Raw genomic sequence first — 22364 nt, 5'->3', positions numbered from 1 at the left:
TTGGTAGGCTCGGAGCTACTGGAGGGGTGTGACCGCATTCACGCGCGCGAACCTGTACGTTCGAGAGGTCGAGGGAGAGCGCTCCCTTCCCTCGTTCGAGGCCATTTATGCGGCCCACGCGCGTTACGTCGCCGGCGTCGTGCACCGGCTCCTCGGCGACGACGGCGAGCTCGACGACATCGTCCAGGAGACCTTCATCGACGCCCTCGAAGGCCTCGCGAACCTCCAAGATCCCTCGGCGCTCAGGGCCTGGCTGGTGACGGTGGCCGTGCGTCGCACACGACGAATCCTGGGTCGCCGGCGGCGCCGGATGCTCTTTGCCTTCTGGGCGTCCGACTTCGCCCCGCGCGCCTCCGATCCGCGCGATCGTCAGGCGGTCGACGAGCTCTACGACGTTCTCTCCCGCCTCGCACCGGATCTGCGCATTCCGTGGGTCCTGCATCGGATCGAACAACTGAGCCTGCCGGAGACGGCGTCGGCTTGCGAAGTTTCGCTGGCCACCGCAAAGCGGCGCATCAAGGAAGCCGAAGAGCGCATCGAACGGCGCCTCGGCGCATCGCCTTCGGTGAAGACGCCATGAGCACGCATCACGGCCCGATGATGAGTCTCGAAGCACGCCTCGCCTCGGTACGCGAGGAGTCGTCGTCGTGGGCGGCATCCTCCTGGACCGCCGCGCGCTCCCAGCAGGTCTTCGCCCATACGCTCCAGCGTCGAGAGGCGCGCGCCAGGCAATCGCGTCTGCTCAAGCGGTGCGCATTCGTGGCCTCCGCCTCGGGCATGCTCGTCATGCTCCTCCTGCGCGGGGGACCGAGCCCACGGCCAAGCGAGGTCGAGCTCGCATCGGCCCAGTTCGACGCTGCGCCCAGCACCTCGCTGGCCGTCGCCGCGCGGGACTCGAGCGACGCCGGTTTCGGCCGCGACTGACCGAGTCCATCGCCCGAAATCGGGTCTTCGTCGCGCAGCGCACGTCGTTCATCGCATCCGTCCCGCGTCTCCTGGCCGAGGTTCCTAGGCTTCCAGGAACTCAGCCCAGGAGACTTGAATGAATGCTTCTGTCGTTGCTCGCGGTGTCCTTCTCGCTGCGTTCGTCGCGTCCGGCGCGCTTCCGGGGGCCTGCTCCTCGAAGGGAGACGACGCTGCGCCATCCCCGGCCCCGTCATCGTCCGTGCCGACGTCACCCGCGGCCCCATCGGAGCTCGCCAGCACGCTCGATAAGCGCGTTCGTGGCGATCGAACAGGCGTTTGCGTAGCCGCCGCCGTCGTCGAAGGACGCGGGAAAGCCGGCGACCGCGCCGTGGTTTGTGCGGATCCTGCGCGTGCGCGCGCGCTCGACGGAGACGTCGCGCTCGAGATCGGCTCGGTGACCAAGACCATGACCGCCACCTTGCTCGCGGATCTCGTTCGCGAAGGAAAGCTGTCGCTCGACGATTCGTTGGCGAAGCACCTGCCCGACGGCACGAAGGTGCCGAGCTTCCAGGGCAAACCGATTGAGCTTCGTCATCTGGTCACGCACACGTCGGGCCTTCCTCCCCTGCCACCGGGCTTCGATCCACCCGATCCGAGCAATCCGTACGCCGCCGTGACCGACGTGCAGCTCTTCGATGCGTTGGGAAATGTCACGTTGACCTCGGCGCCAGGAACCGATTGGGCCTATTCGAACTTCGGATTCATGCTCCTGTCTTGGGTCATTGCCCATACCGACGGTCGTGACTTCGAATCCGCCCTTCACGAGCGACTCTTCACCAAATTGGGAATGACTCGGTCGTTCGTTTCGCGAAAGCCGTCGAACGTGACGACCGCGAGCGGACATCTCCCTGGCGGCGCGACGACGAGCCCGTGGGACTTCGGACCGAATCTCGGCGGAGTCGGTGGTGCGCGGTCGACGCTCGACGACATGATCCTCTACGCGCGCGCCCAGATCGGCGACCTCGACGACCAAGTGCTCGCCGGCGTGATCGCCAAGACCCACGAGCGCGTGGACATCGGCGTTCCTCCGAATCCCGAGCAGCCGGAGGTCGGCATGGCATGGCTTCGAACGCACGGCCTGGGGCGCGTCGTGGTGCTTCACGACGGTGAGACGGGAGGCTTCTCGTCAATCGTGGCCGTCGACGTGGAGCGCAGCCGTGCCGTCGTTTTGCTCTTCGACACCTCGGTGGCCGACACGGGGATCGTCGGCGAGCTCATCGGACACGTGCTCGACACTGCGCAACCGCTTCCTCCGCCGCGACTCGTTACGGCTCCGCCGAGCGAGCTACTCCAAGCGCTGAGCGGCGACTATCGCCTGCAAGGCGTCGACGTGACCCTCACCACCAAGGACGGAGCGCTTCGTGCCACCCTCGGAGGAGCGAGCGTGCTCGAACTTGGCTACGATAGCCGCGGTGACTTCTATCCCATCGGAGCGGCTGGACTCCTGACGCCCGTGAAACAAGCCGACGGCACCCAGACGTTCACGTGGACGCAAGACGGCCAAGCGATCACGGCGACGAGGAAGCGATGACGTTCGTTCGAGTACGCATCGTGGGCGTTCACTCGTGACCGCCGAGCCGAAAGCGCGAACGGAGGTGGACCGCTTCGGCGAAGTCCACCTCGACCGGCCATTGCCATCGGAGACGTTCCAGCGCGTCAATTGGGGCCCCGCGGGCTATGCGAGCTATCCGGTCTTCAGCGCTCCGTGGCTCCGAAGACGCTCGATGACGTTCGGTATCGCGCTTTCGGCCATTGGTGTGCTCGTCGGCGTCGCCGTTCGCGTCACCGACGGCGAGACCGTCCGAGCGGTCATGGTCGCGTTGCATTTCGTCGTGGGCGGCCTCCTCGTCTCGTCGCTCGGGCCGCTCCTCGCGACGATCGTGCGTCATCGTCGTCTCGGCGCCGATCGCGAACCGGCGGCCCTTCTCGTGGCGCTCGCCATCGGCACGTTCTCGAGCTTTCTCGTCGATCGCTGGGCATCGGCGGGAATCGAGCGGCACCTCGGCCTATCGCCCTCCATCACTGCGCGCGTGAGCGCCACCAGCAGCGCACCGATGCCGGCACCCGAGAAGGATGGCGGCGACGACCTCATGACGTCCGCCGCGAGTGCAGCGTTCGGGTTGCTGGTCTATGGCCTCGCAGGCGGATGGCTCGCCGTCGGCCGCTACTTCCGTGAGATTCGCCGGGCCCAGGAGATTGCCATCGAGCGTGAACGTGCCGACCGTGACGCGCGACAGGCGGCGCTCGATACACGGCTCGCGCTCCTTCAAGCGCAGGTCGAACCGCACTTCCTCTTCAACACACTCTCGTCGGTACGCTCGCTCGTCACCACGGAGCCGGAGCGCGCGCGAGCCACGATCGATGCCCTCGCCGACTATCTGCGTGCCACGATCCCGCGTTTGCGACGAGACGCGACGAGTCTCGACAGCAGCCTCGGACAACAGCTCGACGTCTGCGAGAGCTACCTCGCGCTGATGCGGGTGCGGATGGGAGAACGCCTGTCGTCGCGCATCCAGGTGGAGCCTCGTCTTCGCTCGCTGTCCTTCCCGCCGCTCGTCCTCGTCACGCTCGTGGAGAACGCGATTCGCCATGGTGTCGAGCCGAAGGTGGGTCCGGCCAGCATCGTGGTGGACGCCGCGCTCGACACCGACGCGTCGAACGACGATTGGCTCGAAGTTCGAGTCACGGACGATGGAATGGGACTACGAGAAGGTTTCGGCACGGGCGTCGGCCTCGGGAACATCGTCGAGTCGCTCGCCGCTCGCCACGGGGATCGCGCCCGCTTCTCGCTCTCGGGCGCGCCAGGGCGCGGAGCCGTGGCCATCGTGAGAATTCCGGCTCTGCGCACGAGTGGATTGGATTCGAGTCGCACGACCTAGCCATGAATAGGAATCCGAAGGTTCTGATTGCCGAGGACGAAACGCCTCAACGGGCAGAGCTCGAACGCCTCCTCCAAGACGTCTGGCCGCGCGCCGAGGTCATCGCTTCCTGCGCGGATGGCCTCGAGGCGCTCGAAGCGTACGAGGCCGAACGACCGGATGTCGCCTTCCTCGACCTTCGGATGCCGGGCGCCGGAGGTCTCGAGCTCGCGCGCGCGATGACCGACGCGATGATCGTCTTCGTCACCGCGTACGACGACGCAGCCGTGCGAGCCTTCGAAGAAGGCGCCGTGGATTATCTGCTCAAACCCGTTCGTCGTGAGCGTCTGGCCCTCGCGGTGACGCGTCTCGAATCGCGTCTCACGCCGAGCGCCCTCACCGGCGACACGACAGCTGGCCTCGGGGGACTCTCTCCCGCCGTCTTCGAAGCTGCGTCTCGCGCCCGCGGCGAGTCTCGTCAATCTCTGCGTTGGATCACCGCCAGCGTGGGCGACACCGTTCGCCTGTATCCGATCGAAGATGTGCTGCTCTTCCAGGCGCAGGACAAGTACACACGTGTGCTGACCGCGTCCGGAGAGGCGATCATCCGCACCTCGCTGCGCGAGCTCGTTCGAATGCTCGACCCGGAGATCTTCTGGCACGTGCATCGCAGCGTGCTCGTGCGAGGCATGGCGATCGACTGCATTCGTCGCGACGAAGCGGGAAAATACACGTGCACGCTCAAAGGTCGTTCGGAGACGTTCCCGGTCTCGAGCGCGTTCCAGCGCACGCTCCGAGCGATGTGACGCACGATCTCCGAAGCGCTCGAATCCGCGGACTCGTTGGCCCCCGCGAAGCTGGCGTAGAATGCCAGGCATGAGCAAACAGCAATTCTTCGTGCGTCTCGTCCCGCCGCGGCCCACGTTCCCCATGGACATGAACGACGAGGAGCGGCGGCTCATGGGCGAGCACGCGAGCTGCATGAAAAAGCTGTTCGACGCAGGGCAGGTCGTCGTCTACGGCCCAGTCATGGCGGCGAGTGGCGCCTTCGGAATGGCCGTTCTCGACGTGGCCAATGAGGCGGAGGCGCGTGCCATCATGGAGGAAGACCCGACAGTCCTCGCGAAGCTCAACACCTACGAGATTTCGCCGATGCGCATCGGCGCGGCGCGCGCGTTCGCAGGCTAGCGAGCGAAGCATCCCTGGAGCTCAGCTCAGCGTGTAGAGCCTCTGCCACTGCTTCGTTTGATAGGATTTTGGTGCTCCACGAAGCGAGGTATTCCTCAGCCACCGCAAGACCGGATTCTCGATGTGGCACAGCTTTCCGATCTGCCACGAAGTACTCGCAACCCATTGCGTCTTTGCGGCACGCCGGCGCTGGTAGGCGTCCAGAGCCTCGGGGAAGAGCCCGTGCGTGCTCAGCTCCTCGGCGAGGACCCACGCATCCTCCACCGCCTGCGCACCACCTTGGCCCAGATTGGGCGTCGTGGCGTGAGCAGCATCCCCGAGCAATCCGATCCGAGCTTCGTGCCAGACGGGGATCGTGCGCAAGTCGCTGATGTCGGTCCGGATGACGTCCGCCGGCTCGCAGCGGTCGACGAGCATCACCAAGCGCGGGAAGAACCGTTCACATAGCTCTTTCGCGTGCGCCCAGTTCTGCTCGGGCGAAGTCCTCTCGGCCTGAGGAGCGTCGAACGTCAGATACCAGTAGTACTCGCGCGCGGAGATCCGCGAGCACCCCAAGCGACAACCCGGCGCCCAAACCTCGATGCTCGCGTGGTCGTCCCCGAGAAGGTCTTCCTCGAGTACCGTGATGGCGCGATACGAGCTCGTGCCGGAATATCGTTTCTCGGCGCTACGAAAGACCCATTCACGGACGCGCGAGTTCAAGCCGTCCGCGCCGACGAGCAAGCGACTCCGGACCGAGGCTCCGCCGCTCGACGTCGAGACCACGGAGTGCGCGTCTTGCCGGCACTCGACGATCTCGCTCCCGAACTCGACCGTCCCGGCGGGAAGCGCGTCGAAGAGCACACGCTGGAGCCTCGCGCGATGGGTTGCCTGCAGCTCGAAGCCGAAGTCCCTCGCGACCTCGTCGAGCGCAACGTCCTGGAGCGCGCTCCCCGTGTGGTCACGCAACGAGAGTCGCCGTATCGGCCAGCTCACCGCTCGGATCTTTTCGTCCAGGCCGAGGTGACGAAAGACCTGCATGGGATTCGGAGCCATCCATATCCCCGCACCGATCTCCGAGAGGCCGGGCGACCGCTCGACGACCTTCACGGAGAGTCCTTTCTTTACGGCCGCAACGGCGAGCGTGAGCCCACCGATACCGGCTCCTTGAACGAGAACATCGAGCCCCCCGTCATGGGCTTGAATCTTCATGATACGAAGTTACGCTCGATAGCGAGCAAACGCTCGCTTTTCACAGCTCGCTTTTCTGGGAGCGGATGACGGATGAGTCGACGATCACTGGCCCCGCGAAATACGCCCAAACAAGACAGGTCCAAGAGAACGCGCCGTGAGATCCTCGAAGCCACGGCTCGCCTTTTGAACAAGCTCCCCGAGGACGAGGTCACGACGAACCTCATCGCGAAGACCACCGGAATCAGCGTCGGCACGCTGTACAAGCACTACCCGCACAAGGACGCGATCGTGAGCGATCTCATCGACGCGTTCATCACGTCGGACGTGCGTGAGCTTCGCGCGAGACTCGTGGCCTCGAGCGGTGCGCGAGCTCACGAAGAGGCCGTGGACTGGCTCATCGCGAAGCACGAGACCGAGCATCAACTGCGCGCCGTCCTCTACGGAAACCTGGGGCGCCTACGGAAGACGTCGGACGCTTTTCACGCACGGCTCGAAATCCTCGACGGCATCACGAAGAGCCGTACGACGAAGGAACGCACCGAGAGCCCGAACCGATCCCTCATGATCCTCGCCGCCGCCAACGCGATGATCCACGTCCTCAGTCAAGTCGAGGGTACGCCCGACGACTGGGCGCACTTGAAGCGACTCTGCCTGATGCTCCTCGAACGCTGACGCCGCTGGTCGCTCCACCCGAGGCCGACGCGATTCACGTGCTCCGATGCGCCGTCGTCGCTGCGCGCGTCGAAACGGAGTAAGAAAGACCGAGTATGGAATCGACGCTCAGGTTCTTCGACGAATTTCTGGAATCCGAATACCGTTCGACGGCGGGAATCTTCTCGAAGGACGTATCGGACGACGAGTGTCGGATGCTGACGGACCGAACGAAGTCGTTTCTTCATTCCTCGGTCAAGTACCAGCACGAGCGATCGGGCGCCGAGTTCGATGCCGACATGGCCGAGTTCTCGGAGATGAATCGGGCGAACGCCGTCAAGCGTCAGGTCTTTCTCGTCAAAGAGCGCCAGAATCCCACGTACGGCGACGCGCTGAGGCGAGTGACGACCGGCGACCGAGTCTACGAGCTCTGTTGCAGCTACCACATGAAGGCGAGACGAGGGGTCGGCTACTCGGTGGCCTTCTTCGTGAGCGAGACGAACGAGGGCCTCAAGATCGTCTATCTGAGGCGATTCCTGAGTGGCAAGTGGAGTGAGATGCACGGGTATGCGCCGATGCAGATCATCGATGCCGGTCGCGTCGTCGAGTGCCGAAAGCTGCAGGCCCCGGAGGATCCCGAGAGTCTCGCGCTGTACGACTCCGAGTAGTGGTCGGGTCAGCGCATCTCGTTCAGCGTCCGGTCGAGATTGTACGCGGCGCTGATCAGCGCAAGGTGCGTTAGCGCCTGGGGGTAATTACCAAGCGCCCCGCCGGTGGCGCTGGTTTGCTCCGCGTAGAGGCCGAGGTGATTCGAGTAGCCGAGCATGCGCTCGAAGAGGAGCCGTGCATCTTCGAGCATGCGACGATCGGAGCGCCCCGCACGAGTCATGGCTTCGACGAGCCAGAAGGTGCACATGTTGAACGTGCCTTCCTCGCCGACGAGACCGTCGGAGAAGCGCCCTGTATCGTAGCGATATACGAGGCCGTCGCTCAGGAGGCCGCCCTCGAGGGGCGAGCGGCGCACGGTCTCGATCATCTGCAGCATCTTCGGGTCGACGGGGGACACGAAGAACACGAGCGGCATGAGGAGATTCGAGGCATCGAGATCCGTGGCTCCGAACGCCTGTACGAAGGTCTTTCGTTCGTTGCACCACCCGCGCGTCATGATCGCTTCGAAGATGGCATCGCGCGCGGCGAGCCACTTTTCCCGGTTTGCCGGGAACGATCGCTTGTCGGCCAGGCGGATCCCGCGATCGATCGCGACCCAACACATCAACTTCGAATAGACGAAATGCCGGCGCCCTCCCCTCGTCTCCCAGATGCCTTCGTCTTCGCGCTCCCAGTTGTCGCAAACCCAGTCGATCATCTTTCGAAGGAGCATCCAGAGGTCGTACGAGATCGGCGTACCGTACTTGTTGAACAGATAGACCGAGTCCATGAGCTCGCCGTAGATGTCGAGCTGGAGCTGGTCGTACGCGCCATTGCCGATACGCACGGGCTTCGAGCCCCGATAGCCGTGCAAGTGATCGAGGGCTGTCTCAGTCAGATCTTTTCGGCCATCGATGCCGTAGACGATCTGCAGCGGTGAATCACCCTCGGCCTCACGACAACGCGATTCGAGCCATCCCATGAATCGCCCGGCCTCTTCGGTGAATCCGATCCGCAAGAGCGCATAAACGGTGAAGGCAGCGTCACGAATCCAGGCATATCGGTAGTCCCAATTGCGAACGCCTCCGAGTCGCTCCGGAAGGCTGCATGTCGGCGCTGCGACGATGGCGCCCGTCGGATCGAACGTCAGCAGCTTGAGGACGAGCGCCGAACGTTGGACCGTCTCTCGCCACCGCCCCTTGTAGGTGCATCTGGAGAGCCAGCGTCGCCAGTAGTGGACCGTCTCTTCGAAGGCGGTGCTCGCTTGCTCGACCGACGGAGCGCGCTGACAGCCGATGCACGGATCGATGCGCCGCAGAACGAACGCGGTCTTTTCGCCCTGACGCATGGTGAAGCGCGCTTCGACGCCGCGCTCGGTTCGAACGAGCGGTATCTCGCTCGAGAGGCCGAGGGTCAGCCCCGCGCCTTCGAAGACCGCCCCCTGGTCCGTGATCGTCACGTTGGGACGCACGCGTCCGTAATCGAATGCCGGCTCGCAGACGAGATGGAGGGCGACCTCGCCGCGAACCACGGCCAGCCGACGTACGATCTTGTCGTGCCACTGGGCCTCCGAGGTGACCGGCATGAAGTCCTCGAGCTCGGCAACGCCTGCCTCGGACAAAAAGCGCGTGATGAGGACGTTCGTCTCGGGCCAGTAGAGCTGTTTGCTCTGCACCTCGTCTTCGCTCGGGCTCACCGAGAAGTGTCCGCCGCGCGCATGGTCGAGCAACGCCGCGAAGACGCTGGGGGAGTCGAAATGCGGAAAAGAGAGCCAGTCGATGGAACCGCGCTGGCTCACGAGCGCGGCGGTACGCATGTTGCCGATGACGCCGTAGCTCTCGATACTCTCGTAGAGTTGGTGACGCATGTTGGGTAGCCCCTCTTGCCGTGCATGTCCCGTGCACACGCCTGGTCGAGCCAGATCGAGGGCGGTCTCGTCGTCTCCGAGCGTCTCCGAGCACGAGAAGAACATCGCTCGGGATTTCTGCCGGTCCCGAGGGGTATCCGCGCGTCATCGTCCTCGTCGGAGCCCCGTCCGTGCGCTAGAAAAGCTTCATGGCGGACGAGGCGGACAAGACCGGCAGCGACGAAGAGCTGTACGACTTCGGCGGCGCGCAGTGGGATCTGAACAGCGAAACGGATCGCGAGATCCTTCGCTTCATCCTCTCCCAGGCGCTCTACGGCGAGGCCACCGGCGTCTACTGTGGCAAGTCCCTCTATTCGGCGGGTTCGCTCGAGGCCGCGCGCTTCTACCTTCGCCAGGCGAAACAGGAGCTCGCGCACCTCTCGCTCTTCGCGGACATCTTCCGCCAGCTCGACATGAAGCCGCTGCCCGCCCACTGGGTCATCCGGCTTCTCTCGTCGCACAACAACTACTACCCGCTGAAGGTGCTCATGGAGCACGCCATCGGCGAAGGGATGGTCCTCGACATCTTCAAGGACCTCCTGCTCCAGACGCTCCCCGACTCCGACCCGCGCGTTCCGCTCATCAAGAAGAAGCTGCGCGTCGTGTGTCGTGAAGAAGAAGAACACGTCGCGTGGGGCGAGAAGGAAACGCGGCGACTGCTCGCCGAACAGCCTTGGCTGCGCACGCCGTACTACGGCCTCGTCGAGCTGCAGATGGCCGTGCTGCCCTTCATGGTGCGCGCCTTCGAGAAGCAGGCGGGAACGCATCCGGTGCTCAAGCACCTCCCGGGCTTTCTCGAGCACGTCCGCTCGCGCGTGTATCGTCAGAGCAAGGAGCTCGGGATCGTCCCGCAGAGAGCGCCCTCGACGCCGAAGCGCGCCTTGGCCATGGGTTACGGACTCGCGCTCTTCGTGCGAAGCCAGTTCGCGCGAAGCAAGTCGACGCTCGAGAAGACGTACATCTCCGAGCTCGGCCTGGACGGATCACGACCGCCCCCCGTGGACGACGTCCACACGAACGGCGTGAGCGCTCACGCCGAGTAGCCGGCGATTCTCAGCGGCAGCAGATCGTTCGCGGCTGCGCGAGCGACACGTCGCTCGTCGGCGACGAGGTCGACGAGCACGCGCCCGCGACCATCGCCACGTCGTACCTCACGCTCACCACGTCGCGGGCCCCTTGGCCAGGGCCGCCGCCGCCAGCCATGGGGAACTTGAGCGGCCCGCAGACGTCGTCGGCGGCGCGCTCGGCGATCTGTTGATTGCAGGTGGCGTCGCCGTACAGACGCACCGTCGCGACTCCGCAACTCGCGCTGTTCTTACACGTCGAGCACCCGCCGCAAGTGAGGTCGGCGCTTGCTCCCGCGAGTGTCCTTTTCACGAAGGGACCGGTCGTGGGACAGGCGACGTCTCCCTCGTGCGCAATGCACGCGGAGAAGCCGCTCGGAACATCACCTGCGCAGACGTCTTCGTTGCAGGCCGGTGGCGGTGTGCACACGCGCGCGGCGCTGCTGGTGACCTTCGTCTCGTCCTTATTGATGCCCGCCGTGCACGTGCCGGGATAGAACGGCACCGCGGTCAGCTTCGCGTTGACGTTGGCATTCACGGACAGCGGCAGGGGAAGTGACGTGCAGCTCGTGTCGCTGACGGGGACAGGGCCAGAGACACTGCAGGTGCCGTTGGTTCCCGTGGCGCTCGCCATCGTGCCGTGCGCACACGAAGGGGGATCGGTCTTCGAAGTCTCGCACGTGCAGGAGCACGCACCGTCCGCCACGTTGGCGTTCGTCACCACGTCGGCGGTTGCGTAGTCGGTCGGGCACGACGCCGTCCTCGACGTCGCAAACGCCACCGGCGTCCAGCCGGCCTCGAGCCCAGAGATGCATGCGGTAGAGGTGCTGGAGCAGGGGCCCGGTCCACCCGGTCCACTGGTGGCATCCGGCTTCGACGGTGACGATCCATCGCGGCCGTCGGGGCCGGGCGAAGGCGGCTCCGTGCTCGCGTCGAGGCTGTCCGTTGCGCTGGAGGGCGCGCTGCCGACGATGTCGAGTCCGCACGCCGACATGACGGCCGCGAGGGCCATCATCGTCACGACGCCAGAGGTGACGACGGCCGAAGCCCTGACGCCCGAGACCGCGCCGCCGCCTGATGATGCGAACCTGCGTCCGTGCTTGAAGCGTCCGTGCTTGAACACGGATCGAAGTGTAGAGCACGTTCCGCTCTCACACCCAGGATTTCCGCCGAATCCGAGGGCAACTGCCCCCTACCCGGAACCTACTTGGTCGGCGCGCCCTGCGTCACGGCCTGCGTCACACAACGGCCCGAAACGCATTGCGCGACCTTTTTCAGGCACGGATCGACGAGACACTGAACACTGCCCCCCGCGCACGTCGGGTTCGGATCTCCCTTTCCGAGAGCGAGGCAGGCGCACGGCGTTTCTTTGCAATAGACCGAACGCACTCGGCAATCCGCGTCGACATTGCACTGTCCCGGCCCGTTCAGAGACGCGGCGTCGTTGCCTGCATCGTGCAGGCAGGCTTGCTGCGTGCAGAACCCTCCTTCCGGCGTACAGATGCCGCAACTCTCGTTGCAACACGTCTCGCCCGGCTTGCAGGTCGTCGGTCCGCACGTGACGCCTTTGGCTCCGGAGTTCGACGCGTCGGGCGCCGCAGGAGCCGGCGGAGCGCTCGGCTGCGCGCTCGGATCCTGGGACGTGGGTTGGGGCGTCGACTTGCACGCCATGCTCGCCGTCGCGACGAGAGCGAGCGTCAGAGTCGAGACGAACGTACGCGACGACATGCGGGATGAGATCCGAGGAGTCCGAGGAGTCTGCATGACCAAGCCTGCTTCAGTTGCAGCCGCAGCCGCTCTCGCCGCCACCACTTCCACCGGCAGCCCCTTCCTGAACGCTTCGCATGTGCTGCTCGGCGGGACCGGCGAGGTCGTCCGTGGCCATGGTCGGGTGCGCGAGCTTGCTCCGCTCGTAAGGTTTGACGTGCGTACAGCCGGTACCCGCGATGACGCTCGTGATCGACACCAAAGCGAGCGCCCCGATCCGAGTCAAACGCAGAGTGCTACGCACCATCGTGGGCTGAGTTTAGCACGACGTGGTCGCGCCGTTTGACGCCCAAAGGCCAATCCGCCATGAGATCGAACGTGGCTCTCCACCGCGGCACGCGAGCGCTTCTCGTCGGTAGCGTCTCGCTCGCCCTCGGGTGCGGACATGGCGCTCGAAAGGGGGCCTCGGACGTCGCGACGATCGAGGTGCCTGCCACGAAGCCGACGCAAACCGAGGGGACGACGGCGGCCGGATTGTGCGCGTCCGAGCGATTCGCGCCTTCGCGCTACGTGGCGCCCTCCGACGCTCGTGTGCTCGAGGTGAGGCCGCCGGACCATACGATCGTCATGCCAGAGCTCACGGAGGCCTGGTCGGCCGAGCTCGACACGGGAAGCGAGCCCCCTCTCACGCTCGCGCGCGCGGGTTCGGACATCGTCGTTGCGGGCAGCCGGGATTGCTCCGTTCGCGTGACGGAGGGGCCACCTTCGAGTCCGGCGCAGCGCCCATCGCGCCGTCGGCGGTTCTCGGCACGTCGTCGACCGACCTCTACCTTTTCGGTGGACGGTCGCTCGCGCACACGGACGACGGCATCCATTTTCAGGTGTCGGAGCCGTTCTCGACCGATGCCATCGTCAAGGCAGCGGCCGCCGAAGAGTCCGATTTCTACGTAGCCGGGTTCGAGCTCGGTGGAGCGCCGCTGCTTGCGCATTCGCGGGATCGCGGTGCCACGTGGACCCCCGTGGCCACCGGCATCGAGCGAGGTCGCTTTGGCGGCGTGGTCGTGCGCGCCGAGAGCACGTCGCATGCGCACGACGTCCTGGTTTTCGGCGTCGAACAGGCCGGCGGCTCGAGAGCGATCCTCCTGCAATCGCACGACTGCGGGGCGACGTGGTCGCGACTGCCGGTGCCGGGAAGCAGCCGCGAAGACGTCCGGCTGCTCGGTCTGTGTGCGCTCGACTCCGGCGCGCTGATCGCCGCCACGTCGGACACTCTCTGGCAGACGGCCGATCGCCAAACGTGGGAGCCGGTTCGTTCAACAACGCTCGAGCTCGATGTGCTGGCGTGCGATCACGAAACGATCGTCGCGGGCGCGCACGAGCCCGGGTCGAAGAAGCTCCATGCCCTCACGTCGACCGACGCGGGCCGCACGTGGACCGATCGGGGTGTCCCAGTCGCCCAGTCCCTCGAGAGCGCCCTCGTCGTCTCGAAGGGCGCCTTCCTCGTCGGCCCCGCCCCGAGCCCCAAAGGCCAGGTCTCAGCCATCGCCCTCCTGCGTAGCCGCCCCTAACGGCGCGCCGCGCGAGGGCGCAGCCGAAGACGTTCGCCTTCCCGCACTCACTCCGGGCCCTCAGGCCCCGCCGGAGCACGCAAGGGCGCAGCGGAAGACATTCGCCTTCCCGCTGCATCGCTCACTCCGGGCCCTCAGGCCCCGCCGGAGCACGCAGGCGCGCAGCGGAAGACATTCGCCTTCCCGCTGCATCGCTCACTCCGGGCCCTCAGGACCTCCAGGAGCACGCAAGAGCGCAGCGGGGGACATTCGCCTTCCCGCTGCGTCACTCACTCTCTCCGGGCCCTCAGGACCTTCCGGAGAACTAAAGCGCGCGTAAGCGCGCGAAAACAATACAGTGGAGCCGAGGGGGATCGAACCCCTGACCTCATCCATGCCATGGATGCGCTCTCCCAGCTGAGCTACGGCCCCGTCACAATCGGTTTTCAAACTCTCGTGTCTGCGAGAGAGGCGCTGTCTTTACCCGGTGTTGTTTGGTCTGTAAAGCCCAGATCATCGGAACCTAACGAATTCCTAGTCGACGCATCATCTTCTGTAGGCCGAAGCGGGAGATCCCGAGGGCTTCGGCCGCGCGGGTTTGGTTGCCCTTGGTGCGGACCAGGGCCTCGCGAACGAGCTGGGTTTCGAGGGCGTCGACCCTTGCTTTGAGGCCCGAACCGGCCTCGCGGGCCGCCGCGGGACCGCCACGAGCGACCTCTTCGGAGAGGTCTCCCTCGTCGATGCGCTCGTCGGCGAGGACGAGGGCGCGACGGATCTCATTTTCGAGCTGTCGAACGTTGCCGGGCCAGGCGAACGCGGTCAGGCGCTCGATGGCCGCCTTGGTGACCTTCAGCCGGCGCCCTTTGGCGTGCTTCTCGATGAAGTGGGCGACGAGCAGCGGGATGTCCGCCTGCCGCTCGCGCAGGGCGGGCACGCGGATCGACACGACGTTGAGGCGGTAGAAGAGGTCCTCGCGGAAGGTACCGGCGGCGACCATGGCCTCGAGGTCGCGATGGGTGGCGCCGATGATACGAACGTCGACCTTGTGAACTCGCTCGCTTCCGACCGGGCGAACTTCACCGTTCTGGAGCACACGGAGGAGCTTGGTCTGCATCGCAAGCGGCATCTCCCCGATCTCGTCGAGGAAGAGGGTGCCGCCGTCGGCCACGTCGAAGAGGCCTGCACGCGTGGACGAAGCGCCGGTGAACGCACCGCGCACGTGACCGAACAGCGTCGACTCGAGGAGCGCCTCGGGCACCGACCCGCAGTTCTCCGTCACGAACGGTCGTGACGCGCGCGGGCCGTTCGTATGAATCGCCCGAGCAACGAGCTCTTTGCCGGTGCCGGACTCGCCGATGAGGAGCACGGGAACGTCGCTCGCCGTCACGCGGTCGACGAGACGGAGCATGGCGCGCATCGGCTCGCTTCGTCCGGCGATCTCGTCGTAGCGGAAGCGCGTGTCCTCGCCTTGCGCGAGCTCCGCGCGGATGGCCACGAGCTCGGCCTCACGTGCTCCGAGCTCGCGAGCGAGACTTGCGTTCGCGCGCTCGGCACGACGGATGGCCCGGCGCAGGAGGGCTTGATCGCGGGCATCGGCGATGGCGAGCGCTGCCTGACTCGCGACGAGACGCACCCACGCGAGCTCCGCAGGCCCGAATGCGCCACGCCTCACGCGGTCGTCGAGATAGACGACGCCGAGCACGTCACCGCGCGCGACGAGTGGCACGGCCAGCACACTGCGAAGGCGCAGCGCGTGGACGGAAGCGTGGAGATCACCGATCTGCGAATACGCGTCGGTGGCGACGACGGCCTGACGCTCGTCCATCGCGCGTTTGGCGATGCCCATCGAGAGGGTGAGCTGCTCGGTTCCGAGATCGCGTCGCGCGAGGTTTCGCGCGGCCCGAGGAACGAGTTTCCCGTCGGGCGCCGTCAGCAGAAGAAGCCCTCGTTCGACGCCCGTCCAGAGCACCATCGCGTCGAGGACCTGTTCGAGCAGCGGCTTCAGGCGGTCACGCGAGGAGAGCGAGCGAACGATGGCATCGAGCTGTTCGACTTGCGCAGCTCCGAGCGGCGCGGATGCCAGCGAGGCTGCGCTCTCCGAGCTCGACGCATGAGCCCAGGCCACGGTGGCAAGTGCCGCGCGGTGCTCCACAGGCGTTCCGGCGCGAAGAGCATCGGCCGCGGCGCGGCGGGCCGTCTCGAGACGGCGTACGACGTCGCCATCGGGAATCTCGGCTGCGAGACGAACACCGGCATCGAGCGCAGGACCACGCGCGCCGACGGGCGCCGGCTGGTCGAGCAACCCGAGGAGCTGGCCGATCACGAACTTCGCGTCGGCGACCGAGAAGGCGCCGTCGGTCTTGCGACGTGCCACGAGGGCCGTGGCGCGCGCGCCCCACCAATCCCAACGCGCCGGACCGGACAGGGTGCCGACGCGCTCGTCGATGGCCCCGAGTCGAACCGGCGATCCGTCGAACATCACGCCGTCGGCCCAGACGAGAAGACGGGCCGCGGAGCGAACGCGATCTTCGCCGAGCGGGTCGGAATCGAGGCGAGCGAGCTCTTCGTCGGCGAGCAGGACTTCGCGGCGCGCGCGTGCGTCCCTTGGCAGTCGCGTCTCGACGATCGACCATCGGGCGAAGGCCACCGCCCGGCGATCGCCCGAGAGCTTCGCGCGTGACGAAGCGAGGGCCGCCGCGACGTCGGCATCGTGCGACGCACCGATGATCGCGAACGCTGCGGCTCGCGACAGAAACGCACGCGCCGCCAACGCTGGACGCCCCAAGCGCTCCCACAGAAGCGCCGCGCGAGTCGCTGCGCCGAGCGCCTGAGAGGCCGCCCCGGCGTCCGTGGCCGCTGCTGCGAGGCCCGTGAGGTACGTGGCCTCTTCGACGACGGCACCTTCGCGCGCCGCGAGGTCCGCGGCGGAGGCGAACGCTTCGACGCTGGCGGCCGCATGACCGCGTGCGTGCTCGAGCATGCCGCGCGTGGCGGCGAGGCGTGCCTGACCGAGCGCGTCGTTGGGCTCGCGGGATGCGTCGTCGACGATGCGAAGACCTCGGTCGAGATCCCCTCTCGCATAGGCGACGAGCCCACGAACCTCGGCCGCCGAAGCTCCACGCGCGTCGCCGAGCTCTTCGTCGGCGACGTCGAATGCGCCACGGTCCCACGCCAGACGCGCGAGGATCGCTCGCGCACCGTCACGCGAAGGTGCCGACGCGTCCGCCGCCGCTCGCCGTGCCGCCCCTTCGGCCGCGACGACGTCACCTCGACGCCGCGCAATCTCCGAGAAGACCGCGAGCACCTCGGGCGTCTGCCCTTTGGCCGCGCTGATCGCGGCGAAGGCACGACCGATCTCGCCACGGCGAAGCAGCGCCATCGCGAGATCGACCGCGAGTGACGTCGGCGCGCGTCCGTCGGCGACTTCGCTCTCGGCACGCGCCACGGCCGCAGCGTCCGGACGAGGACGGAGAAGCGCACGCGTCAGCGCGAGATCCAGCTCTTCGCCGGACGACCAAGAGGCCGCCGCGCGTGCAGATCCGCTCGCGCCTTCGACCACGTCGGCCAACGTCCACGCCTCGGGCGCAGCGACCTCGCAGAGCGAAAGAAGCTGGGACGCGAGCTCGCCTTCGCTCTGCGCGGGGCTCGGCCACGACGCCGCCTGCGGCCCCACCAGACCGAGAAGCCAGCGTGCTTTTCCGAGCGTGTCGAGCGGCTCGAGCCGGAGCGCTTCGCTTCGATCGGGCTCGGAGACGCGCGCCGCGAGAGCCAGCGCTTCCTCGAGCCAATCGCGTGTCGGCGACGCGATCGCTTCGTCGATCGTTCCGCCCGAGCGAATGCCCTCGGCTCGCACGGCCAGGTACGTTCGTCGCACGCGTGCCTTGCGCGCTTCGATGATCTCGCGCTCGTCGGACGCTAGCCCGAGAAAGCGAGCGGCGCGATCGGCAACCCACGAGGCTGCCGGCCGAGCACCGGGGGAGCGCGCCACGAGCGCTTCGATCCAGCGCCCGATCTCGCCCTCACCGAACGTGGGCGCAAGCAGCGGCCGAGGATCACCCGCGGTGGCGATCGTCGGCATCAAGATCTCGGCGAGGACGATGCCGAGCGCATAGAGGTCGGCGGCAGGCGTTGCCGCATCGCCGGCGGCAATCTCGGGTGCGAGATAACGAGGCGTGCTGCCGAGCGCATGCTCGTTGTCGAGCGACGCGGCGAGCCCCATGTCGATGAGCGTGACGGCGCGTGCATCGCAGGCATCGCGCGACTCCGGTGTTCCGGGTGCCACGACGACGTTGGACAGCTTCACGTCACCGTGACGAACCCCCATGCCATGGAGCTCGTCGAGCGCGCGACCGACGCCATGCGCGACGCGCGCGGCGAGCGCACTCCGCTCCGATGTCGTGCGAGCGACGACGCCGTCGAGCGATTCGCCTTCGATCCACGTGGTGGCCACGAAGCTCGTGTTGGTCGGCAGCGCGGCGACGCTCGACGGAACGCGACCGGCATCGAGCAGTCGCGGTCCCCATCGGCGCTCGAGCGAAGCAACCAGCGCCGCTTCGCGACCAACCCAACCGTCCTCGTCGTCGAGCCCGCGCTTGGCGACCTTGAGCGCCGCGAGCGTGCCGTCGTCGTCACGGCGCGCCTTGTAGACGATGGCGCTCGCGCCTTCGCCGATACGCTCGAGCACCTGCCACGCGAACGTGCTCCCGCTCGCCCCCGAGAACGAGCGCCCACTCTTGTGCCCACTCTCGTGAGCGGACACGAGCGTCAACTTTGGTGACAGCGCTGCCGAACGGCGAACCACCCGCTCATCAAAGCGGTTTTGAGGCCCCCGTCAACTGTGGTTGCGCTCAGAAACGGATGCCGTTTTCGGCCCGGTGCTTCCACCACTTGTAGGCGAGGTAGGCGGCAGGCACCGCTACGACGACCCCGGCGACCGGAGCGACCAGCACCCCCGCCGCGACCGCGCCAGCCGTGGTTGCCCCGGCGACGACCCCCTTCGTGCGCGACTCCGCCAGCACTTCCGTACGCGTCTTGCTCATGACCTCGTAACCTTAGGCACGGCGGCCGGATCGCGCAACGCACGAGCTCCGCCATGTCGCGCGATGCTGGACAGCGCGACAGTATTGCGCGTCAGGTCAAGGAGTTCGCCGCGCCTCGTCGTGGACCCATTTGGCGAGCAGCGTGATCTCCTCGGGCCGGAGCTCGCCGTCGAAGCGAGGCATGTGTCCCTTGCGATCGGCGTCGAGCGCCTTCTCGCGATACGTCACCTTGGTCGACGGATTCTCGATCTGCGCGCGCACCCACGCATACGACCCCCAGTGCGAAAGCTCGGGAGCGAGCCCTTGATCGGAGTCGTCTCCACGGCCTTCGAAGAGATGGCACGTCGTGCAGCGCCCCTTCACGATCTCCCTGCCCATGGCGACGCGTGCCGGATCGCGACGCAGCGCATCCTTCGGAATTTCGTCGCCGGGCTCGTCGCCCTGGCTCGCGAGAAACGCCGCTACCGCCAGCTTCTCTGCCTCGGGCATCGGTTTGAACGTGGTGCCCTCCTCTCCCGGTGGTGGGCGGTCGACCGACGGCATCTCGCCTTTGTAGGGTGTTCGACCGAACTTCGCATCCGCGTCGGGGTCGTGAATCATCGTGAGCACCCACGACTCCGTTCCCCAACCGTCGAGCACGGGGGCCTTTCGCTCGGCCTCGTCCTTCGGACCGCGCGTTCCGAGTCGATGGCAGCTCGCGCAGCGTGACTCGAAGAGCTCGGGCCCACGCAGCTCCGGATCGAGCTTCATCATCGCGAGCGGACCTTCCGGTGGGATCCCCTGCAGGGCGATACGGTTGGCGGCACGCGAACGCGCATCGGCTTTCGCTCGGTCCTTCTGGAACGCCGCGTCGTGCGCGTCGGCATAGCGAGCCGCGAACGTGAGCACCACCACCGACACGGCGACGACGACCACGGGCGCGAGCGGCCCTACGCGCCCCCGGATGGCGTTCGTCGGCCGACGGTCCAAGAGCGGCAGGACGACGAAGTAGATGGCTACGAGCGTCGGCAGCACCACCGTGCCGACAATCTCGAGCGGCCCATGGAAGTACTTGAGCAGCTGGAACAGGGAGAGGAAGTACCACTCGGGGCGCGCCGGATAGTCGCTCGCGGGATCGGCGGGAGCATCGAGCGGCGCGCCATGCTCGACCAACGCGAGCACGATCACGATGCCCAGCACGAGGAGCGACGCGAGCAGATCCTTGGCGAGCTGTTTCGGAAAGAACGTGTCCACGCGGCGAAGATCGGCCCCCGCGAGCGCCGTTACCCCGTGCTTCCGAAAGAGGGCCACGTGAGCGACCAGCGCCCCGACGAGCAGCGCGGGCAGCACCACCACGTGGAGTGCATAAAAACGCGTCAGCGTGAGACTGCCGTACTCGGGCCCGCCGAGCAGCAAGCGTTGCGTCGCGTCCCCCACGATCGGAACGGTGCCTGCGATGTTGGTGGCCACGCGCGTGGCCCAGTACCCCTTCTGATCCCACGGCAAGAGATAGCCGGTCAGCGCGAAGCCGAGCGTCAGCGCCAGCAAGACGAGGCCGAACCACCAGTTGACCTCGCGCGGTTTGCGATACGCGCCAAAAAATGCAACCTGCAACAAATGCAGGCCGATCAGGATCACCATCGCCTGCGCGCCGAAGCTGTGCATCCCGCGCACGAGCCAACCGCCGGCCTGAACGAAGGTGATGAAGTGGACGCTGGCCCACGCCGTCTTGTCGCTCGGCGCGTAGCTGGTCATCAGGGCCATGCCGGTCACCGCCTGGACCAGGAACGTGGTGACCAGCGTGCTCCCGAAGACATAGGCCCAGCGAGCCCCGCCGCGCACGGGCTCCTCGAGTGCGTGCGAAAGGAGCTTCCGGTAGCCGGTCCGCTCGTCGAAGAAGTCGCCGAGGCGACGCAGGCGGCTCACAGGCGCACCTTCTCGGGGACGCCGATGCGAAAGCGCTGGAAGTCGACGACCACGACGCCGTCGTCGATGCGTGTGGCAAGCGTGTCCATGTTGCGCGGAGAAGGACCGCTCGTTCGTCTTCCCTCCAGATCGAACGCCGAGGTGTGACACGGGCAAGCGAATCCGTCCTTGATGACGGGCGCCGTATTCACCGAGCAGCCCAGATGCGGGCACACCGCAGAGAGCGCGAGGACGTTCGCTCCCTGCCGAACGAGCCACACGCTACCAAGGTCGACGCCTCTCTCGCGTGTCCACGCGTCCGTCCGATCATCGATGACGGCAACGCGCTTGGGTTCGCCCTCGGCGAGCTGCTCGAGCCGAACGGTGCGCACCCACCGACTCTCGCCGCCCTTCTTCGCGAGAGGCGCGGCGACGAACACGAGGGCAGGAACGGCGGCCGTCGCGGCGAAGACGCATGCTCCGCCGATGACCGCGAGGCCGATCGTTCGTCGAGTCGCCGTGCCTTCGGGCGCGGCTTCGCGCGTGGAGCCGGTTTCCGCCGGCGGCTTCGGTGTCGTCATCGCCCCCCCGCCGCGATGCTACACGAGTAGGGAAGGAGCGTGCTTCTAGGACGAGCGCGTCATTTCGACGCTCGACGCGGAAGGATGTCCTCCCGTTCGAGCATCGTGCGAAGTCCGCGGAAAGCGTCGCCTCGACCGAGCTGCAAAAGGTGCCCGCCGGCGATGGTGAGGAGGTCACAATCGAAGTGCGTGGCAATGCGTGCCGCGTGCGAAGACGGCGTGATGCGATCGTGTTCGGCGGCCACGACGAGCGCACGAGAGACCGGTAGCCGCAACGGGCGCGCAAGCGGGCTCACGACCCAGTTCGCGCGTTCGAGCGCCTGGTGTTGCAGGCTCGCCGAGTCGCCCTCGCCCAACGACCCCTGCTCCCGCGCGAAGTCGGCGATGGAGGCGAGCGGAATCATCGGCATCACGAAGTCGATGGCATCGGACACGGTGGCGACGAGCGCGGAGGTATAGCCACCGAGGCTCATCCCCATGATGCCGACGCTCGGCGCACCTCGACGACGAAGCCAATTCGCGAGCGCGACGATGTCGGTGACGGCCTGCCGAAAGCCTTCGTTGGTGAATCGCGGGTCCGAGCTCGGAAACTGCGGAGGCCCACTCCGTGCTCCGGCGCGCGAACCGTGGAACGGCAGGAGCGGCAGTGCCACGTCGAGCCCGATGCGCTGCAGCCACGCGAGCGGCCATTGGGCTTCCTCGAGCAGCCAATGCCCGCCCATGTAGCCGTGCACTGCGATGATCACGGGCCGGGGGTGCCGAAACGGTGCAAAACACAATCGTGCACGCGCCGTGCGATTCTCGACGTTCGCCAGATACTTCGTCGCCGTCGCCGCCAGATAAGGAACGAACGGGCTGGCGAACGAGGCTTCCCACGTGCCGGAGCGGATCTCCCGAAGCTGGGGCTCGACTTCGGTTGGCGCCGGGAAGAACTCTGCAGGCCCCTCGGCTAGCGCTCCACCGTAGAGATCGTGAACCTCGGAGAGCACGGCCAGACGCTGCTCGTGCGACAAGCTCGAGGTGTGTCGTCGTTCGCGTGCGCCACGCGCGTTCATGGCCGCGAGCATGGCCTCGTCCACCGTCGCTGCAGCGGCGCTCAGCATCTTCCGCCACACGGGCATGCCCTAGAGTATGCCACGCGGCGATCGCCGC

The 22364-nt window shown here is 66.6% G+C and carries 20 protein-coding genes and 1 tRNA gene; 10 read left to right on the top strand and 11 right to left on the bottom strand.

The window, feature by feature from the left end; genetic code table 11:
- Nucleotides 1-28 precede the first annotated feature (28 nt).
- The 6 genes from AKJ09_RS25695 (at nucleotide 29) to AKJ09_RS25670 (ending at nucleotide 5012) form a co-directional block, all read left to right on the top strand.
- Entirely contained in the window at nucleotides 29-580 is a 552-nt protein-coding gene (locus AKJ09_RS25695) for an RNA polymerase sigma factor (protein WP_146650126.1), read from the top strand.
- Nucleotides 577-924, top strand: a complete 348-nt coding sequence (locus AKJ09_RS25690) for a hypothetical protein (protein WP_146650124.1) — start codon at nucleotides 577-579, stop codon at nucleotides 922-924. The genes AKJ09_RS25695 and AKJ09_RS25690 overlap by 4 nt, the downstream gene beginning before the upstream one ends.
- 118 nt (nucleotides 925-1042) lie before the next feature.
- The gene (locus AKJ09_RS25685; RefSeq protein ID WP_146650122.1) at nucleotides 1043-2497 is read left to right on the top strand and encodes a serine hydrolase domain-containing protein; all 1455 of its coding nucleotides are present in this window, start codon (nucleotides 1043-1045) and stop codon (nucleotides 2495-2497) included.
- Between the two features lie 34 nt (nucleotides 2498-2531).
- Entirely contained in the window at nucleotides 2532-3845 is a 1314-nt protein-coding gene (locus AKJ09_RS25680; RefSeq protein WP_146650120.1) for a histidine kinase, read from the top strand.
- 2 nt (nucleotides 3846-3847) lie between these two features.
- Nucleotides 3848-4630: a LytR/AlgR family response regulator transcription factor gene (locus AKJ09_RS25675; protein WP_146650118.1), complete on the top strand. Its 783-nt coding sequence runs from the start codon at nucleotides 3848-3850 to the stop codon at nucleotides 4628-4630.
- Nucleotides 4631-4700: 70 nt separating this feature from the next.
- Nucleotides 4701-5012, top strand: coding sequence for a YciI family protein (locus AKJ09_RS25670; protein WP_205633802.1), 312 nt, complete (start codon nucleotides 4701-4703; stop codon nucleotides 5010-5012).
- A gap of 21 nt (nucleotides 5013-5033) precedes the next feature.
- Here the strand turns inward: AKJ09_RS25670 and AKJ09_RS25665 are convergent, their stop codons facing one another.
- A complete protein-coding gene (locus AKJ09_RS25665; protein ID WP_146650114.1) occupies nucleotides 5034-6203 on the bottom strand; it encodes an FAD-dependent monooxygenase in 1170 nt (389 codons plus the stop codon).
- Between the two features lie 72 nt (nucleotides 6204-6275).
- Between AKJ09_RS25665 and AKJ09_RS25660 the strand changes: the two genes are divergently transcribed.
- Both AKJ09_RS25660 and AKJ09_RS25655 read left to right on the top strand, forming a co-directional pair.
- Nucleotides 6276-6857 carry a TetR/AcrR family transcriptional regulator gene (locus tag AKJ09_RS25660; protein WP_146650112.1) on the top strand — a complete coding sequence of 194 codons (582 nt, stop codon included), beginning with the start codon at nucleotides 6276-6278 and terminating at the stop codon, nucleotides 6855-6857.
- A gap of 95 nt (nucleotides 6858-6952) precedes the next feature.
- Complete coding sequence (locus AKJ09_RS25655) at nucleotides 6953-7504, top strand: hypothetical protein (RefSeq protein WP_146650111.1); 552 nt, start codon at nucleotides 6953-6955, stop codon at nucleotides 7502-7504.
- Between the two features lie 8 nt (nucleotides 7505-7512).
- On the opposite strand, the gene AKJ09_RS25650 is transcribed toward AKJ09_RS25655, so the two are convergent.
- Complete coding sequence (locus AKJ09_RS25650; RefSeq protein WP_146650109.1) at nucleotides 7513-9351, bottom strand: glycoside hydrolase family 15 protein; 1839 nt, start codon at nucleotides 9349-9351, stop codon at nucleotides 7513-7515.
- Nucleotides 9352-9539: 188 nt separating this feature from the next.
- On the opposite strand from AKJ09_RS25650, the gene AKJ09_RS25645 reads away from it, so the two are divergent.
- Nucleotides 9540-10433, top strand: a complete 894-nt coding sequence (locus AKJ09_RS25645) for a ferritin-like domain-containing protein (RefSeq protein WP_146650107.1) — start codon at nucleotides 9540-9542, stop codon at nucleotides 10431-10433.
- Between the two features lie 10 nt (nucleotides 10434-10443).
- On the opposite strand, the gene AKJ09_RS25640 is transcribed toward AKJ09_RS25645, so the two are convergent.
- From AKJ09_RS25640 to AKJ09_RS25630, 3 genes are all read right to left on the bottom strand, one after another.
- A complete protein-coding gene (locus AKJ09_RS25640; RefSeq protein WP_146650105.1) occupies nucleotides 10444-11577 on the bottom strand; it encodes a hypothetical protein in 1134 nt (377 codons plus the stop codon).
- An 80-nt stretch (nucleotides 11578-11657) separates the two neighbouring features.
- Nucleotides 11658-12182 carry a hypothetical protein gene (locus AKJ09_RS25635; RefSeq protein WP_146650103.1) on the bottom strand — a complete coding sequence of 175 codons (525 nt, stop codon included), beginning with the start codon at nucleotides 12180-12182 and terminating at the stop codon, nucleotides 11658-11660.
- Nucleotides 12183-12231: 49 nt separating this feature from the next.
- A complete protein-coding gene (locus AKJ09_RS25630) occupies nucleotides 12232-12468 on the bottom strand; it encodes a DUF4266 domain-containing protein (RefSeq protein ID WP_146650101.1) in 237 nt (78 codons plus the stop codon).
- A gap of 427 nt (nucleotides 12469-12895) precedes the next feature.
- Here AKJ09_RS25630 and AKJ09_RS25625 point away from each other — a divergent pair, with 427 nt between their 5' ends.
- Nucleotides 12896-13729 (top strand): sialidase family protein, encoded by an 834-nt coding sequence (locus AKJ09_RS25625; protein ID WP_146650099.1) that lies wholly within the window; start codon nucleotides 12896-12898, stop codon nucleotides 13727-13729.
- Nucleotides 13730-14067: 338 nt separating this feature from the next.
- Here the strand turns inward: AKJ09_RS25625 and AKJ09_RS25620 are convergent.
- The 6 genes from AKJ09_RS25620 to AKJ09_RS25595 form a co-directional block, all read right to left on the bottom strand.
- Nucleotides 14068-14140, bottom strand: a tRNA-Ala gene (locus AKJ09_RS25620).
- 91 nt (nucleotides 14141-14231) lie between these two features.
- On the bottom strand, nucleotides 14232-18467 hold the full coding sequence (locus AKJ09_RS25615) for a sigma 54-interacting transcriptional regulator (protein ID WP_146650097.1): 4236 nt from the start codon (nucleotides 18465-18467) through the stop codon (nucleotides 14232-14234).
- Nucleotides 18468-18555: 88 nt separating this feature from the next.
- Nucleotides 18556-18747, bottom strand: a complete 192-nt coding sequence (locus AKJ09_RS25610) for a hypothetical protein (protein ID WP_146650095.1) — start codon at nucleotides 18745-18747, stop codon at nucleotides 18556-18558.
- Between the two features lie 96 nt (nucleotides 18748-18843).
- Nucleotides 18844-20652: a cytochrome b N-terminal domain-containing protein gene (locus tag AKJ09_RS25605; protein WP_169927857.1), complete on the bottom strand. Its 1809-nt coding sequence runs from the start codon at nucleotides 20650-20652 to the stop codon at nucleotides 18844-18846.
- Nucleotides 20649-21212 carry a QcrA and Rieske domain-containing protein gene (locus tag AKJ09_RS25600; protein WP_146650091.1) on the bottom strand — a complete coding sequence of 188 codons (564 nt, stop codon included), beginning with the start codon at nucleotides 21210-21212 and terminating at the stop codon, nucleotides 20649-20651. Before AKJ09_RS25600 ends, AKJ09_RS25605 begins: the two co-directional genes overlap by 4 nt.
- A gap of 59 nt (nucleotides 21213-21271) precedes the next feature.
- Nucleotides 21272-22333: an alpha/beta hydrolase gene (locus AKJ09_RS25595; RefSeq protein WP_146650089.1), complete on the bottom strand. Its 1062-nt coding sequence runs from the start codon at nucleotides 22331-22333 to the stop codon at nucleotides 21272-21274.
- Nucleotides 22334-22364: the final 31 nt, after the last annotated feature.

Source organism: Labilithrix luteola (genome assembly GCF_001263205.1).
GTDB lineage: Bacteria > Myxococcota_A > Polyangia > Polyangiales > Polyangiaceae > Labilithrix > Labilithrix luteola.
The sequence above is the reverse complement of the archived record's forward strand: the minus strand, read 5'-3'. Positions and strand labels throughout refer to the sequence as shown.